The following is a 15629-nucleotide window of genomic DNA, read 5'->3' on the forward strand; positions in this document are numbered from 1 at the left end:
GGCAATACCGCCGCAACTGACACATTGACTCTGTCTGGATCGTAATCCTAGATGCTCGCGACGGTTTCCCCGAGAGGGGATGAAAAGGGAATGCGGTGCGGGGAATTTGTCCCCAATGCCGTGGCTGCCCCCGCAACTGTAAGCGGCGAATCTTGCGTCACGAGCCACTGGGTATCTCGGTCCCGGGAAGGCGACGCAAGGTACTGACCCGCGAGCCAGGAGACCTGCCGTCAGCCGTGGTCACACGCGAAGATGTCGGTCGGGGAGTACAGACATTCGGCTTCATCGGAAGGCTTATAAGCCGGAAGATGGGACCTTAGTTCGCTGTGACGTGCCACTGACGTCATACCGAGGTCCAAGACCGTGTCTCCTGTTCACATTATACGACCGCGTGCGCTTCTACTTGCATCCGCCGCACTCACATCCTTTGCCGTTCTTGATCCCTCCGCCGCGCTGGCGCAGCAGGCTCGCGAACCTCTGCCGCCGGTCGAGGTAACGCCCGCTCAATCCCGCAAGCAGGCCAAGCCCGCCGCGCGGGAGGCGCAGGGCCCGCGCCGCGCAGCAGCTCGCCGGCCAGCGGCCGCATCCGTAGCGCCCAAGCCAGTCGTGCCAATCGCGGCAGCATCGACGCCGCTCAATACCAATGCCGTGGCTGAAAGCGCCTCGCGCCTTGGCCTGACCGTGCGCGAAACGCCCGCGACCGTGGAAGTGATCTCGGCCGAAACCATGCGCGAGCAGGGCTACCGCACCGTGTCCGACGTCGCCCAGGGAGCGGTCGGCGTCACAGCCGGCGACAATCCGGCCGAGCCTTCGGCCTTCTCGATGCGCGGCTTTACCAACAGCCAGATCAACACCCTCTACAACGGCATCAAGATCGGCCCGCAGAACATGACCTCGCGGATCATGGACACGGCCAATCTCGAGGCTGTCGAATTCCTGAAGGGTCCGGCATCACTGATGTCAGGCGAGGGCGCCGCCGGCGGCGCGATCAACTTCGTCACCAAGCAGCCGCACACCGGTCCGATCCGGAACGAGGCGGATTTCTCCTGGGATTCGCTGAACTCGTTCCGGGCGCATTACGGCTCGGGCGGCAGCACCAATGTGCAGGGGCTGGACTACCGCTTCGACGTCAGCCGTTCCTCGCTCAACGGCTTTGCCGACGACACCAATACCAAGACGCTCGATGTGTCGGGTCAGCTCAACTACCGCATCTCCGACAGCCTCAAGGTCTGGGGCGCGATCGAGTACCGCGAGGATCGCTCGAAGGCCTATTGGGGCGCGCCGCTGGTGTCGGCAGCCTACAGCGGCTCGCATGCGACCACGGGGATCGTCTCCGGCAACTACGTCTCGAACTACAACAAAACGAATCTCGGTGCGGTCACGATCGACGACCGCACCTTCAACACCAACTATAATGTCCTCGACAACCGCAACGTCGCACAGGAGGTGTGGCTGCGCGGCGGTTTCGAGCTGAAGCTCGCGCCCGATCTGACGCTGAAGAGCCAGGCCTATGGCTACGGCGCAGAGCGCACGTGGTTCAATAACGAGGTCGAGGCGTTCAATTCCGGCACGAACATGGTCGACCGTGAGCGCTTCTATGTCGCGCACAGCCAACGCTTGGTCGGCAACATCACCGACCTGATCTGGGATGCGAACATCGCTGGTTTCGACAACCGCTTGGTCACGACGCTCTCGTCGAGCTACCTCGACTTCGTCAGGCCGGGTGCCGCCAACTTTCCCGGCGATAGCGTTCCGCTGGTCGATCCCCCGCGCGGCTACTACGGCACGCTCACGACCCAGCAGCAGACAGCCCGCATCGACAATGAGGCGCTCTCGTTCGAGGACCGGCTGAAGTTGACGCGCACCTTCGCGCTAGTCGGCGGCCTTCGCGTCGAGCATATCGGTCTCGACCGCAATTCGACCGACAAGGCCGGTCTGGAGAAGGCAAACTTCCCGTTCTCGAAGTCCTGGGCTCCGACCACGGGCCGTATCGGCTACACCTGGGAAGCCGTTCCGGGGCTGACCTTTTTCAGCCAGTACGCCACGGGCGCCGATATCGCCGCTAACAACATCTTCCTGCTCAATCCGACCGATCCGCTCAACCTAACCACCGCGCGGACCTACGAGACCGGCGTCAAGCACCTGTTCTGGGACAACCGGGCGGAGTGGTCGTTCTCGGCCTACGACATCCTGCGCAAGAATGTCTATGCCGCGGCCGGCGGCATGCAGCTCAACCTCGCAGGACGGCAGGAGTCGAAGGGCGTGGAGCTTGCCGCCTCGGTCCGCCCGATCGATCCCCTGCGCCTCTGGGGCAACATCGCCTATGTCGATGCGCGCTACGCCGATTACAATTTTGTCGGCGGCTCGTTCTCCGGCAACACGCCGCCGAACGTGCCGCGCGTCGTCGCCAATGCCGGCGCGTCGTACCGGTTCTTCACGCCCTGGGCGGTCGAGCTCGGCATCACCGGCCGCCATGTCGGCGATCGCTACAACACCGATGCCAACACCGTGACGCTGAAGGCCTACACCGTCGCGGACGTCTATGCCTTCGTCGACATCCCGAAGACGATGTTCAACGCGGTCGACCAGGCCCGCCTGACCTTCCGGGTGCGCAACATCGCCGACAAGCGCTACGCGATCTGGGGCGATCCGTTCTATCCCGACCAGATCCTGCTGGGCGCGCCGCGGACCTATGAGATCTCGGCCGCGTTCAAATGGTAGGACGCTGATCGATGATGCGCGCGATCGTCCTGCTGCATCGATGGCTCGGGATCGCATTCTGCCTGCTGTTCGCGATGTGGTTCGCGACGGGAATCGTGATGCACTTCGTTCCGTTTCCGTCCTTGACGGAAGCGGAACGCTTTGCCGGACTCGTGCCGCTGGATCGCGCTGAGACGAGGATTGCGGTCGCCGATGCCGTTGCCGCGAGCGGGATCGCGGATGCGACGCGCGTTCGCCTGATCCAGCGCAGCGACGGACCGGTCTATGTCGTTTCGGGGCCATCGCGCGCAGGCGCAATCCGCGCCTCCGATGGGGGTGACGCGTCGGTCGCGTCTTCCGACGTCGCGCTGGCCATCGCGCGGGATCACGCGCGCAGCCGTGGGCTGGATACCGCGGGGGCCGCGATCGTTGCGCGCTCGGACTATGACCAATGGAGCGTGCCGAACGGCTTTGATCGCCATCGGCCCTTGTTTCGGGTTGCCCTCGGTGACGCCGGCGGAACGGAAGTCTATGTCTCCTCGCTCACCGGCGAGATCGTCCTGGATACGACGCGCAGCGAACGCGGCTGGAATCTCGTCGGCAGTGTGCTGCACTGGATCTATCCAACGGTCCTGCGAAGCAACTGGTCGCTGTGGGATCGCGTGGTCTGGACCTTGTCGCTGCTGGCGCTGATCGCAGCTTTGCTTGGCGCCGTGCTTGGTCTTGCGCGGATCAAGCTTCGAGGAGATCTGATCGGCTCGCCCTATCGTGGCTGGCATGCCCTGCATCATCTCGTCGGCCTCGCGGCGACGGTCTTCGTGCTGACCTGGATTTTCAGTGGCTGGCTCTCCATGGATCACGGGCGGCTGTTCTCGCGGGGGCAATTGACCTCCGCTGAATCCAGCGTGATGAACGCTTCACCGAACTGGACGGCTGTCCCATCGTTCGATTGGCAGCCTGTATCGCCGTCGGCCCGTGAGATCGAATGGTTTGCGTTCAACGGCAATCTCTATCGGCGGGATCGGACGGGCCTTGCCGCTCAGACCTTGATCAAGGCAGGCGATGCGCCCCGCGATGGACCAACGGGATCTCTGGGTGTGCACGAGGTCCAGGGGCTGACCGCGCACCTCGCGGCCAGTTGCGGCGCACCGTCCGTACTCGCCGACAACGACAACTATCCCGCGCAGTCCATCGTCCCGGGTGTCCCGGTCTACCGCTCGTACTGCGGCGACCTCTGGCTCGACATCGACGGCGCCGATGGCAATTTGCTGCAAAGGCTGGATTCGTCGCGGCGAGCTTATCGCTGGTTCTACGGCGCGCTGCACACGCTCGACTTTCCGGTTCTGCTGACGCATCCGCGTCTGCGTGATGCCCTGATTGTCGGACTGTGCGCGTTGGGACTGATGTTCTCCATCACCGGGATAGCGATTGGCTGGCGGCGCCTGCGGTCCTGACCGAGACCCGCGCGCCCTGTCCGCGACCGGCGGTCACATCGGCTCGATGCCGATCTTCTTGATGATTCCGGCCCATTTCGAGGTCTCGGTGGCCATGAAATCCTTCAGGCCTTGTGGGTCCATCACCAAGGGTTCGGCGCCCTGCTCGACGAAGAGGGCGCGCACCTTCGGATCGCTCACGGCTTCGATCATCGCCGCATAGAGCCTGTCGATCACGGCCTTGCTGGTAGCTGCCGGCGCGAGCAGGGCGAGCCAGGCGGCGCTCTCATAATCCTTCAGGCCGGCCTCGGCCGCGGTCGGCACATCAGGCAGGGCCGTCATGCGCTTGTCGCTGGCGACCGCGAGCGGGAGCGCATCGCCGCTCCGGATCAGGCCGATCACGTTCGGCAGGAGCTGGAAGCCGAGCGGGACCTGGCCCGCAATGAAGTCCGGCGTGTAAGCGGCGATGTTGCGGTAGGGAACGTGCGTGATCTCGGTGCCCGTGAGCTGCTCGAAATAGGCGGCCGCCAGGTGCTGCGACGAGCCGACGCCCACCGTCCCGTAGTTCAGCTCCCGAGGGTGCTCCTTGGCGTAGTCGATCAGTTCGTGCAGAGATTTCGGCGGCAGCCTCGAATTGATCACGACGACATTCGGTAGCGTAGCGAACAGGCCGATGGGGGCGAGATCCTTCAGCGGATCGTAGGGGAGCTCCTTGTAGAGCGACTTGTTCGCAGCCAGCGGGCCGGAGGTGCTCATCAGCAACGTATAGCCGTCCGCGGCGGCATGCGCTGCGGCCGCGGTGCCGATATTGCCGCCGGCGCCGGGGCGGTTGTCGACCACGAAAGCCTGTCCGAGTGACATGGACATGCGGTTGAGCAGGATGCGCGTGATGACGTCGCTGGCGCTGCCGCCCGCAAAGGGCACGAGCACCTGGACCGGCCGGGTCGGATAGTCTTGTGCGTTCGCCGCCCGCATTCCGGTGGCGGCGAGCAGGGCGCCACCGCCGAGCGAGAGCAGCGACCTCCGGTCAGGCCGAAATTCCTCGCTCTGCTGCTGAGCGCTGTCCGTGATCTTGCTGCGACCGAACCGTGCCATCTCGGACTGAATCTCCCCGACTGTGTCTTGTTCTGCGAGCCGAGGGATTGTCCGGGACACGAGTCGTCGGGATGAGTCGCCAGGCCGCAATTTTCTGCGCCTGGACCGTAGTTAGCCGATGAATGCGACTGTCATGCCGGCTGGTCTCAAAACTTACCAACCCGTCTCATTTTGGCGGAGGCGCGACATCTTGTCCGAACGCAATTCGGAATTCAGGAGGTCGTCTTCCTCCGCCGCTTTCTGCTGCCGGAGGAGGGCTCCACGAACTCTCTCGCCACGGCCGCAGCCCGCGCGAGATCGTGACTGATGACATCGAGCACGGCCTTGGCCGCGACCGACACTGCGCGCCGCGGGTGATGCACCCAGGCGATCGAACGCACGATCCTTTGTTCGTCGAAGCGATAGGCCCGGATGGTCCCGCTCGCAAGCGACTGCCGGAGCGCGATGGTCGGCAACACCGTCGCGAAATCGGTGGTCGCGATGACGTCGCAGAGCGCGGGCAGGGTGTCGAGCTCGAGCCGCGGCCTCAGGTCGATGCCGACGGCGGCGGCGTGCTCGTCGAGGATCAGCCGCAGGCCGTGCCGCTTCGAGGGCAGCACCAGATCGAACTTCGCGATGTGGTCGAAGCGCAGCTTGGCCGGTGGCCTGTTCGGGCTGTCCTTCCGGCAGGCAAACACCATCTCCTCGTCCATCACGTGATGCGCGGCGAGGGGCGTTTTCCGGCGCGGCACGTTGATCAGCGCGAAATCGAGCTGGCCGGTGTTGACCCAGTCCACCAGCGTCTCGGTGTAGCCCTCGCAGGCGGACAGCGTAATCTCGGGATAACGGCTGGCGACGGTCGCCGACGAACTCGCCATGGTGCTCTGCGCGACCGAGGTGATGAGGCCGACCGAGACGCGGCCCGAAATGCGTCCGCCGAGCTGGGCCATCTCCTGCCGCGCATACTCGGCATCGCGCACGATCGGCGCCGTCAGCCGCACCAGCGCCTCGCCGGCGCTGGTCAGCGTCATGCCCTGGACGCTGCGATCGAACAGTTTTTGGCCAAGCTCGGCCTCGAGCTTGGCGATCTGCATGCTCAGCGCCGGCTGCACGATGTTGAGCTGTCGGGCAGCCCGGGTGACGTTCTTCTCCTCGGCCAGGCAGAGGAAATATTGCATCTGCCTGAGTTCCACGGACCTGTCCTTCGTTCGCCGATCTTGCTCGCGAGCCATCATCTCAAATGATCGATGATATAATCAATCATTATTTGTGCTGATGGATGCCGTTGCCTAGTCTCGCGGCGGACTGCGTGACTTCTCAGGGGGCGCGGGACCCAGGGAGCGAAATCGGAAATATGCAGGACGCAACGCCCAAGCGGATGATCATCGGCATTTCCGGCGCCTCGGGTGTCACCTATGGCGTGCGCCTGCTGCAACTCCTGCGCAATGCCGGCGTCGAGACGCATCTGGTGATGTCCAGGACGGCCGAGCTGACCTTTGCCTATGAGACCGATTTGAAGATCGCGGAGGTGAAGGAGCTCGCCAATGTCTGCCATGCGATCGACGACATGGCTGCGGCGATATCCAGCGGCTCATTCCGCACCGCCGGCATGATCGTGGCGCCATGCTCGATGCGCTCGATGTCCGAGATCGCCTCGGGCGTGACCACGACACTGCTCACGCGCGCCGCCGACGTCGTGCTCAAGGAGCGCCGCCGCCTGGTGCTGATGGTGCGCGAGACCCCGCTGCACACCGGGCATCTCAGGACCATGACGGCGCTGTCCGAGATCGGCGCGATCATCGCGCCGCCGGTGCCGGCCTTCTACGCCAAGCCTGAAAGCCTCGAGGATATGGTCGAGCACACCGTCGGCCGCGTGCTCGACCTGTTCGACATCGATATCGGAATCGTGCGCCGCTGGGGCGAGGACGAAGCGCTCAAGCGCCGCTCGCCGTCGCTGCGCAAGATCGCGCCCTGACCTGCAGACCTGAGGAAAGAGTTAAGTCATATGCGAATGGAATATCCGGCCAGGAAAAGCGCGACCGCGCCGTCCGATCTGCGCGCCTGGCTTGCTGACCTCGCCGGGCGCGGCAAGCTCGCCATTGCCCGCGAAGGCATTGCGCTGACCGACGAACTGGCCGCGGTCGCCAAGCGGCTGGAACGCGATAGCGCGGTGCTGTTTCCGCGCCCCGATGGACACGAGATTCCCGTCGTCGCCAACCTGTTTGCCGGGCGCGACTGGGTCGCCGATTCCATCGGCGTGAGCGAGGATCAGCTGCTGCCGCGATTTCTCGCTGCCGCCAGCAATCCGCTGCCGACCAATGAGGTTCCGAGCGGGCCGGTGCAGGAGGTCGTCCATCGGGATGTCGACCTGCTCCGCCAGCTTCCGGTTCCCAAACACAATGAGCGCGACAGCGGTCCCTACATCACCGCTGGCCTCCTGATCGCGCGCAATCCCAGGACCGGCGTGCAGAACGTCTCGATCCACCGCTGCCAGATCAGCAGCAAGAACCGCATCGGGGTGCTGCTGCTGCCGCGGCACACCTTCTCCTACTATCGCTTCGCGGAGGAGATGGGCCAGCCGCTGGAGATCGCGATCGTGATCGGCGCGCATCCGGCCTTGCTGCTGGCCTCGCAGGCGATCGCCGCGCTGGACGAGGACGAGATGGCGATTGCGGGCGCGCTCTTGGGCACGCCGGTGGATGTCGTCAAATGCCGGACCAATTCGGTCCGCGTTCCCGCCCATGCGGAAATCGTGATCGAGGGACGCATTCTACAGGGCGTGCGCGAGCCTGAGGGGCCGTTCGGTGAATTCCCTCAATATTACGGTCCGCGCGCCAATCGTGAGGTGATCGAGGTCGATGCGATCACGCATCGCAAGGCGCCGATCTTCCACACCATCGTCGGTGGCGGCTTCGAGCATCTCATCCTCGGCGGCGTGCCGCGCGAGGCGACGCTGCTCCAGCATCTGCGTCGTAGTTTCCCCAACGTGCTCGACGTCCGTCTCACGCGCGGCGGCACCTGCCGCTACCATCTCGCGATCAAGATGGACAAGACCAACGACGGCGAGCCGAAGAACGTCATGATGTGCGCTTTCGGCGCCCATTACGACATCAAGCAGGTGGTCGTGGTGGACAAGGACGTTGACATCTCCTCGTCCGAGGAGATCGAATGGGCGGTGGCGACCCGGTTCCAGGCCGACCGCGATCTCATGGTGGTGGCAGGCGCACTCGGCTCGAAACTCGATCCGACCACCGACAACGGCATCAGCGCCAAGATGGGTCTGGATGCGACTGCGCCGGTCAACGCCCCCGAGCTCGCCTTCAAGCGCATTCGGGTGAAGGGCGAGGACGAGGTCAATCTGGCCACCGCCTTGCAGCCCGATCCGGGCGCTGCGGTCGCGCGGCTTCTTGCGGAGGCGCGGACTTGAGTGGGTCACCGCCCAGGAGCGACTTGCGTCCGTTTGCGCCGTTGGAATATGAAGCGGGTGGTGCTTATAGTGCCGCGCCAACAAGACAACCATTTTGCGGCGCAATGCCGGGAGGAAGAAACTGATGTCGACGGCCCTGCGCATCGCTCATGGCGCTTTCGGCAGGGTCGCTCTGCTCGACATGGACCGTTCGCTGGTCCGACACGCCCATCACCATTGCCATGTCCTGCTCAAGGTCGAGGGCGCCGACACCCAGTTCATGGTCGGCGACCAGGTCACGCCGCTCACCGACACCGCCGCCGTGCTTGTCGACGGCTGGAAGCCGCATGCCTATGTTCATGACGCCGATCGTCCGCGTACCCTCATCATGGCGCTCTATATCGAGCCGGAATGGCTGAAGGAGTTCCGGCCGGGATGGGCCGCGAGCGGCGCGCCGGGCTTTTTCGAGCGACCGTCGGGCGAAGTGTCGCCGCGCATCCGTCAGCTCACGCTGCATCTCGCGGCCGAAATGATGGCGAATCCGGACGCGGTGCGGACCCACGAGCAGACGCTGTCGGACCTGATGATCGCGGTGATCGAGCGCTTCACGCCCTGGCGCAGCTTCCCCATTTCGATCCGCGGCATGAGCGCGGTGAGCTGCGACTGGCGGATCCGCCGCGCGATGGATGCGATGCGGATGCACGAGTCCCATGCCAATGTCGACCAGTTCGCGAAGGGCGCGGGCCTGTCGCGCGCGCAGTTCTTCCGCCTGTTCGAGACCTCGCTCGGCGTTTCGCCGAAGCTCTACCTCAATGTCGTCCGCATGGAGCGTGCGCTCGATGCGGTGATGCGCGAGGAGACGCCGCTCGGCGAGCTCAGCGAGCGCTTCGGCTTTCCGGAGCCCGCGCATTTCACGCGCTTCTTCCGCGATCATGCCGGCGTCAGCCCGCGCGAGTTTCGCAACGTCTCGCGTCTTGCCGGCTGATTCTTGCCGGCTGATATTGCGCTGCACGCTTTCGAATGAGACGATTTGGTAAGTCGTGAGAGCGGGCGGTATGGCCCCCGCATGCCCCGTCCTGACATCTGTCACCGTCGCGTCAAAGAACGCGTCGGGAGGTATGCCGGGACATGGTGCAGGCTGCGGTTCAATCCGCAAATTCGGTCGATCAGCGCGGCGACAGACCGTGGATTGGGCGTTCGATCGAGCGCGTCGAGGACGCTGCGCTGCTCAGCGGCCGCGGCCGCTTCATCGACGATCTCGGCGTCCAGCCCGGCACGTTGCACGCGGCGATCCTGCGTTCGCCGCACGCGCATGCCGATATCCTTTCGATCGACATTGAAGCCGCCAGGCGCCTGCCGGGCATTGCGGCGGTCCTGACCGGCGAGCAGGTCAAGGCGGTTACAACAAGTCTCGTCGTCGGCGTGAAGGCGCCGGTCGAGTGCTGGCCGATCGCGATCGAGCGCGTGCGTTATGTCGGCGAGCCCGTGGCAGTGATCGTTGCCACCGACCGCGCCCGCGCCGAGGATGCGGCCGAACTCATCAACGTCGAATATCGCCCGCGTGCCGCGGTCGTTGATCCCCTCGGTACGCTTACGCCCGGTGCGCCCGTTCTGCACGATGGCTTTCCCGGCAATCTCGCCAGCGATCGCACCTTCCGTTACGGCGACCCCGAGAAAGCCTTTGCGGATGCGTCGCATCGCTTCTCCATCGACATCCGCTATCCCCGTAATTCCTGCACGCCAATCGAGACCTACGGCGTCGTTGCCTCGCATGATGCCGGCGAGGACGCCTTCGAGGTCCTCGCCAATTTCCAGGGCCCGTTCAGCATCCACACGGTGATCGCGCGCGCGTTGAAAGTGCCCGGCAACCGGCTGCGGCTGCGCACGCCCCCGGATTCCGGTGGCAGCTTTGGCGTCAAGCAGGGCGTGTTTCCCTATATCGTGCTGATTGCGGCTGCAGCGCGCGTCACGGGACGGCCGGTGAAGTGGATCGAGGACCGGCTCGAGCATCTCACTGCATCGGTGTCGGCGACCAACCGCGCGACGACGCTGTCGGCGGCGGTTGCGGCCGACGGAAAGATCCTCGCACTGGATTGGGACCAGGTCGAGGATTGCGGCGCGCATCTGCGCGCGCCCGAGCCGGCGACGCTCTACCGCATGCATGGCAATATGACCGGCGCCTACGACATCCGCAACGTCAGGATCCGTAACCGTGTCGTCGTCACCAACAAGACGCCGACCGGCCTCAACCGTGGCTTTGGCGGACCGCAGGTCTATTTCGCGCTGGAACGGCTGGTGCAGCGCATCGCGATCGGGCTTGGTCTCGATCCGCTCGATGTCATCAAGCGCAACTTGATCGATGCAGATGCCTTTCCCTACCGTACCGCCACGGGCGCGCTGCTCGATTCCGGCAACCATCAGGAAGCGGTCGCGCGTGCGATCGAGGGCGGCAGGCTCGCCGAGCTGAGGTCGAAGCGTGACGAGGTGCGGGCGCGCGGAGGACTCTACGGCATTGGCTTCACCGCGGTGGTCGAGCCCAGCGTCTCCAACATGGGCTACATCACGACCGTGCTGACGGCGGCCGAGCGCCGCAAGGCCGGGCCGAAGAACGGCGCGCAGGCGACGGCGACCGTCGGCCTCGATCCGGTCGGCAGTGTCACCGTCCATGTCGCCTCAGTGCCGCAAGGGCAGGGCCATCGGACCGTGCTGTCGCAGGTCGTCGCCGACGTCTTCGGCCTTGAGCCAAGGGACATCCGCGTCAACACTGAGATCGACACGGCCAAGGACGCCTGGTCGATCGCATCCGGAAATTACGCCAGCCGCTTTGCTGCGGCGGTGGCCGGCACTGCGAAACTTGCAGCGGAGCGCGTTGCCGGCCGTCTCGCCCGCATCGCCGCGAGCCAGTTGAACGTCGAGGCCGCCGACATCGTGTTTGCGAAGGGCTTCGTCGCCTCAAGACACAATCCCGAGAACCGGATCGCGTTCTCGCGCGTCGCCGCGCTCAGCCACTGGTCGCCGGGCTCGCTGCCTGACGATGCCGGCCAGACCATCCGCGAGACCATGTTCTGGACGCCACCGGAGCTGACGCCGCCCGACGAGGACGACCGCATCAACTCCTCGCTCTGCCACGGCTTCATCTTCGACTTCTGCGGCGTCGAGATCGACCCTGTGACGCTGGAGACGCGGATCGACCGCTACGTCACCATGCACGATTGCGGCACCATCCTGCATCCCGGCATGGTCGACGGCCAGATCCGCGGCGGATTTGCCCAGGCGCTCGGCGCTGCCCTTTACGAAGAATACGCCTACGCCGAGGACGGCAGCTTTCTGACCGGAACGTTCGCCGACTATCTGCTGCCGACCACCACCGAGGTGCCTGAGCCCGAGATCATCCACATGGAGACGCCGTCGCCATTTACGCCACTCGGAGCAAAAGGCGTCGGGGAGGGCAATTGCATGTCGACGCCGGTGTGCCTCGCCAACGCGGTTGCCGATGCGCTCGGCGTTGCCGACGTCACTTTGCCGCTGCTGCCGGCGCGGCTTGCGGAGCTGGTGCGTGGCGCGGAGCCGCCGCCTCCCGCGGGCGGCGCGACCGCCGCGCCCGTGCGGGAGGGTGACCGGCGAATGCGCGGTGAGGGGCAGGCGTCGGTGATGGGCGCGCCCGATCAGGTCTGGGCGATGCTGCTCGATCCCGCGACGCTGCAATCCGTCATTCCGGGCTGCCAGCGCGTCGACAGGATCACCGACACGCATTTCCAAGCCGACGTCACGCTCGGCATCGGCCCCGTCACCGGACGCTATCGCGCCGACGTCGAGCTATTCGATCTCGATCCGCCACATGCGGTCACGTTGCGCGGAGGTGCCACCGGCGCGCTCGGTTTTGGCAGCGCCGAGGGACGCATCATGCTTGCGTCTGACGGTGCCGGCGGAACAAGCCTGACCTACAGCTATGACGCCGCCATCGGCGGCAAGGTCGCGAGCATCGGCGGCCGCCTGCTCGACGGCGCGACTCGCGTGATCATCAGCCAGTTCTTCACTGCGTTGGCCCGCAAGGCCGGTGGGGGTGGCGCATCGGGCGGCGGCTTCTCGTTGTTTGCTGTGCTGGCGAAATTCGCCAGCCTGTTCGGGGGGCACCGATGAAGCCGCCCGCATTCGATTATCTCCGTGCCGAGGCGACTAGCCAGGTTCTCGACGGGCTTGCGCAGGAGGGCGGCGACGCGCGCGTGCTCGCCGGTGGCCAGTCGCTGATGGCGATGCTCAACATGCGGCTCGCCAAGCCGAAGCTGCTTATCGACATCATGCGCCTGAAGGAGCTCCGCCAGATCGAACGGAAGGGCGATGCCGTCGTCATCGGCGCCGGCGTGCGCCAGGCCGACCTGCTGGCCTGGCCGCATCTCGCCGAGGCGCTGCCACTGGTGGCCTTGGCACTGCCTTGGGTCGGGCACGTGCAGACCCGCAGCCGCGGCACCATCTGCGGTTCGCTCGCGCATGCCGATCCCAGCGCCGAAATGCCGCTCACGCTGGTCGCGCTCGGCGGCGAGGTGCATCTGCGCAGTTCGAAACGTCGCCGCAGGGTGCCGGCCAAGGATTTCTTCGCCGGCATGATGCTGACCGCGCGGGCCGACGACGAGCTGATCGAAGGCATCTCGCTGCCGGTCTTCGGGGGATCGCGCTTCGCCTTCCGCGAGGTCGCGCGCCGACATGGCGATTTCGCCATCGTCGCCTGCGCCGCGATGAAGACGCCAACGGGCGTGCGTCTCGCTGTGGGCGGTGTCGCCGACGTTCCGACGGCGCGCGACTGGCCGCGGCTCGATGGGACCGGGCTCGACGATGCCCTTAACGCCTTCGCCTACGAGCTCGGTGCCCGCGACGACGTCCACGCGACCGCGCGCTACCGCCGCGACCTCGTGCGGCTGATCGGCCGCGATTTGATCGGCGAGGTGCTGCAATGAGCCGTCTCAAAGCCGATAGCCGCCACCCCTTCCGTTTCACGCTGAACGGCAAGCCGGTCGAGGGTGAAGCCGAGCCACGTATGCTGCTCTCCGACGTCCTGCGCCATCAGCTGGGCGCGACCGGCACCCATGTCGGCTGCGAGCACGGCGTCTGCGGCGCCTGCACCGTCGTCGTGGACGGCATGCTGACCCGGTCCTGCCTCACGCTCGCGGCGCAGGTCGAGGGCTGCGAGATCAGGACGGTCGAAGGGCTCGCGCCGTCGGCCGATCGGCTCGGCGTGCTGCAACAGGCTTTCCGCCGCAACCACGCACTGCAGTGCGGCTTCTGCACGGCCGGAATTTTGATGTCGCTCAACCACTATCTCAGCCGCAATCCGGTGCCGACCGAAGCGGACATTCGCGATCTCCTCAGCGGGCATCTGTGCCGCTGCACCGGTTACACCCCGATCATCCGGGCGGCGCTGGAAGCCGCTGCTCAGCTATCTTCATCGATAAAAGAGACGTCAGATGCTTGATCTCGCCAGCAGCTTCATTGCCAGCGCCGCGCGCGATCCCCAAGCCGTCGCGCTGGTCGACGGCGATCTCCGTCTGACGTATCGGCAGTGGTACGGCAAGATCTCGGCGCTGGTAGCGTCGCTCGACCGCCTTGGCCTGAAGCCCGGCGATCACGTCGTGACGCTGCTGCAGAACCGCTGGGAAGCTGCGACGCTGCACTGGGCCTGCCAGTTCGCAGGCCTCGTGATCACGCCGATCAACTGGCGGGCCAAGGTCGACGAGCTTGATTTCTGCATCGAGAATGCCGAGGCCCGCGCGGTTTTCTATCAGGACGTTTCCGCCGAGGCGGTGCGGGGCTCCGCGCCTGCCGGCCGGCTGCTGCGCGTGTCCGTCGATCCCGGGGCGGGCGAGGCGACCAGCTTTTCCGACCTGATCAGGAATGGCGCGCCCGACGCCGAGCCGCGCGTCGGCGCCGATGCCTGGTCGATCATGCTCTACACCTCGGGCACGACGTCGCGCCCGAAGGGCGTGCCGCGGCGCCATCGTGCCGAGCGCGCTGCTGCGATCGCCCATGTCGCGCAAAACCTCTACGGCCGCGGCGAGCGCACGCTCGGCGTGATGCCGCTCTATCACACCATGGGCGTTCGCTCGCTGCTGGCGATGTCGCTGATCGGCGGCTGCTTCATCTGCCTGCCGCGCTACGACAGCGGGCAGGCGCTGGCACTGATCGAGAAGGAAGAGATCACCAATCTTTATCTGGTGCCGACGCTCTATCACGACCTCGTTCATCACGAGGCCTTCGCCGAGACCGAAATATCCAGCGTCCGCAAGCTCGGCTTTGCCGGCGCGTCGATGACGGATGGCCTCCTGAAGAAGCTGAACGAGGCGTTCAAGCCGGAGTTGTTCGTCAACCACTACGGCAGCTCCGAGATCTACACCTTTACGATCGACCAGAACGCTGTCGCAAAGCCCGGCTCGGCCGGCAAGGCCGGCCTCAACCAGCATGTCAAGGTCGTGCGCATCGGCGCGCGCTCCGTTGCAGAACTTGCCGCGGTCGGGGAGGAGGGCGAGATCATTGCCACGCTTGCCGGCGACGAAGCTTTCGAAGGGTACTGGCGGCGCCCGGAGGCCGATGCCAAGTCGCTGCGCGAGGGCTGGTACTTCACCGGCGACACCGGCTTCGTCGATCCCGACAATGATCTCTTCGTCACCGGCCGCGTCGACGACATGATCATCACCGGCGGCGAGAACGTCTCTCCGGTCGAGATCGAGAGCTGCCTTTCTCTGCATCCCGCCGTCGACGAGGTCGCCGTGGTCGGCGTTGCCGACGAGAGGTGGGGCAAGGTCGTCGCGGCCTTCGTCAAGCGCAATCGTATCGTCTCCGAGGTGGAGCTGGAGCAGTTCTGCCGCACCTCGGGGCTCGCCAATTTCAAGCGGCCGCGCCGCTACGTCTTCGTCGACGCGATTCCAAAGTCGCCGGTCGGCAAGCTGCTGCGGCGATTGCTCGTCGCCGGAGAATACGAGGCCGAGCGCCTGCCGCCATCGGACGCCGCCTGAGCTCACGCATCA

General features: G+C 65.5%; 11 protein-coding genes and 1 riboswitch. Of the genes, 9 read left to right on the top strand and 2 right to left on the bottom strand.

The features are described 5' to 3' along the window. The first annotated feature begins 44 nt into the window (after window positions 1-44). A riboswitch (cobalamin riboswitch) is annotated at window positions 45-246 on the top strand. 117 nt (window positions 247-363) lie between these two features. Together JQ591_RS01655 and JQ591_RS01660 are read left to right on the top strand one after the other, a co-directional pair. Then, complete coding sequence (locus JQ591_RS01655; protein WP_211394314.1) at window positions 364-2721, top strand: TonB-dependent receptor; 2358 nt, start codon at window positions 364-366, stop codon at window positions 2719-2721. 11 nt (window positions 2722-2732) lie between these two features. Then, window positions 2733-4154, top strand: a complete 1422-nt coding sequence (locus JQ591_RS01660; RefSeq protein WP_211394315.1) for a PepSY domain-containing protein — start codon at window positions 2733-2735, stop codon at window positions 4152-4154. 33 nt (window positions 4155-4187) lie between these two features. Here the strand turns inward: JQ591_RS01660 and JQ591_RS01665 are convergent, their stop codons facing one another. Continuing rightward, the gene (locus tag JQ591_RS01665) at window positions 4188-5228 is read right to left on the bottom strand and encodes a Bug family tripartite tricarboxylate transporter substrate binding protein (RefSeq protein ID WP_211394316.1); all 1041 of its coding nucleotides are present in this window, start codon (window positions 5226-5228) and stop codon (window positions 4188-4190) included. 212 nt (window positions 5229-5440) lie between these two features. Then, entirely contained in the window at window positions 5441-6385 is a 945-nt protein-coding gene (locus tag JQ591_RS01670) for a LysR family transcriptional regulator (RefSeq protein WP_211394794.1), read from the bottom strand. A 176-nt stretch (window positions 6386-6561) separates the two neighbouring features. Between JQ591_RS01670 and JQ591_RS01675 the strand changes: the two genes are divergently transcribed. The 7 genes from JQ591_RS01675 to JQ591_RS01705 all read left to right on the top strand — a co-directional run bounded on the left by JQ591_RS01675 (window position 6562) and on the right by JQ591_RS01705 (window position 15617). After that, the gene (locus JQ591_RS01675; protein ID WP_211394317.1) at window positions 6562-7182 is read left to right on the top strand and encodes a UbiX family flavin prenyltransferase; all 621 of its coding nucleotides are present in this window, start codon (window positions 6562-6564) and stop codon (window positions 7180-7182) included. Window positions 7183-7212: 30 nt separating this feature from the next. Continuing rightward, entirely contained in the window at window positions 7213-8634 is a 1422-nt protein-coding gene (locus JQ591_RS01680; protein WP_211394318.1) for a UbiD family decarboxylase, read from the top strand. A 124-nt stretch (window positions 8635-8758) separates the two neighbouring features. Continuing rightward, entirely contained in the window at window positions 8759-9598 is an 840-nt protein-coding gene (locus JQ591_RS01685) for a helix-turn-helix transcriptional regulator (protein WP_211394319.1), read from the top strand. A 143-nt stretch (window positions 9599-9741) separates the two neighbouring features. Next, a complete protein-coding gene (locus JQ591_RS01690; RefSeq protein ID WP_211394320.1) occupies window positions 9742-12753 on the top strand; it encodes a xanthine dehydrogenase family protein molybdopterin-binding subunit in 3012 nt (1003 codons plus the stop codon). After that, window positions 12750-13565 carry an FAD binding domain-containing protein gene (locus tag JQ591_RS01695; RefSeq protein ID WP_211394321.1) on the top strand — a complete coding sequence of 272 codons (816 nt, stop codon included), beginning with the start codon at window positions 12750-12752 and terminating at the stop codon, window positions 13563-13565. Before JQ591_RS01690 ends, JQ591_RS01695 begins: the two co-directional genes overlap by 4 nt. Next, entirely contained in the window at window positions 13562-14080 is a 519-nt protein-coding gene (locus tag JQ591_RS01700) for a (2Fe-2S)-binding protein (protein ID WP_211394322.1), read from the top strand. The genes JQ591_RS01695 and JQ591_RS01700 overlap by 4 nt, the downstream gene beginning before the upstream one ends. Beyond that, window positions 14073-15617, top strand: a complete 1545-nt coding sequence (locus JQ591_RS01705) for an AMP-binding protein (RefSeq protein WP_211394323.1) — start codon at window positions 14073-14075, stop codon at window positions 15615-15617. Before JQ591_RS01700 ends, JQ591_RS01705 begins: the two co-directional genes overlap by 8 nt. Window positions 15618-15629: the final 12 nt, after the last annotated feature.

It is taken from the genome of Bradyrhizobium canariense, from assembly GCF_018130465.1.
Classification (GTDB): Bacteria; Pseudomonadota; Alphaproteobacteria; order Rhizobiales; family Xanthobacteraceae; genus Bradyrhizobium; species Bradyrhizobium canariense_C.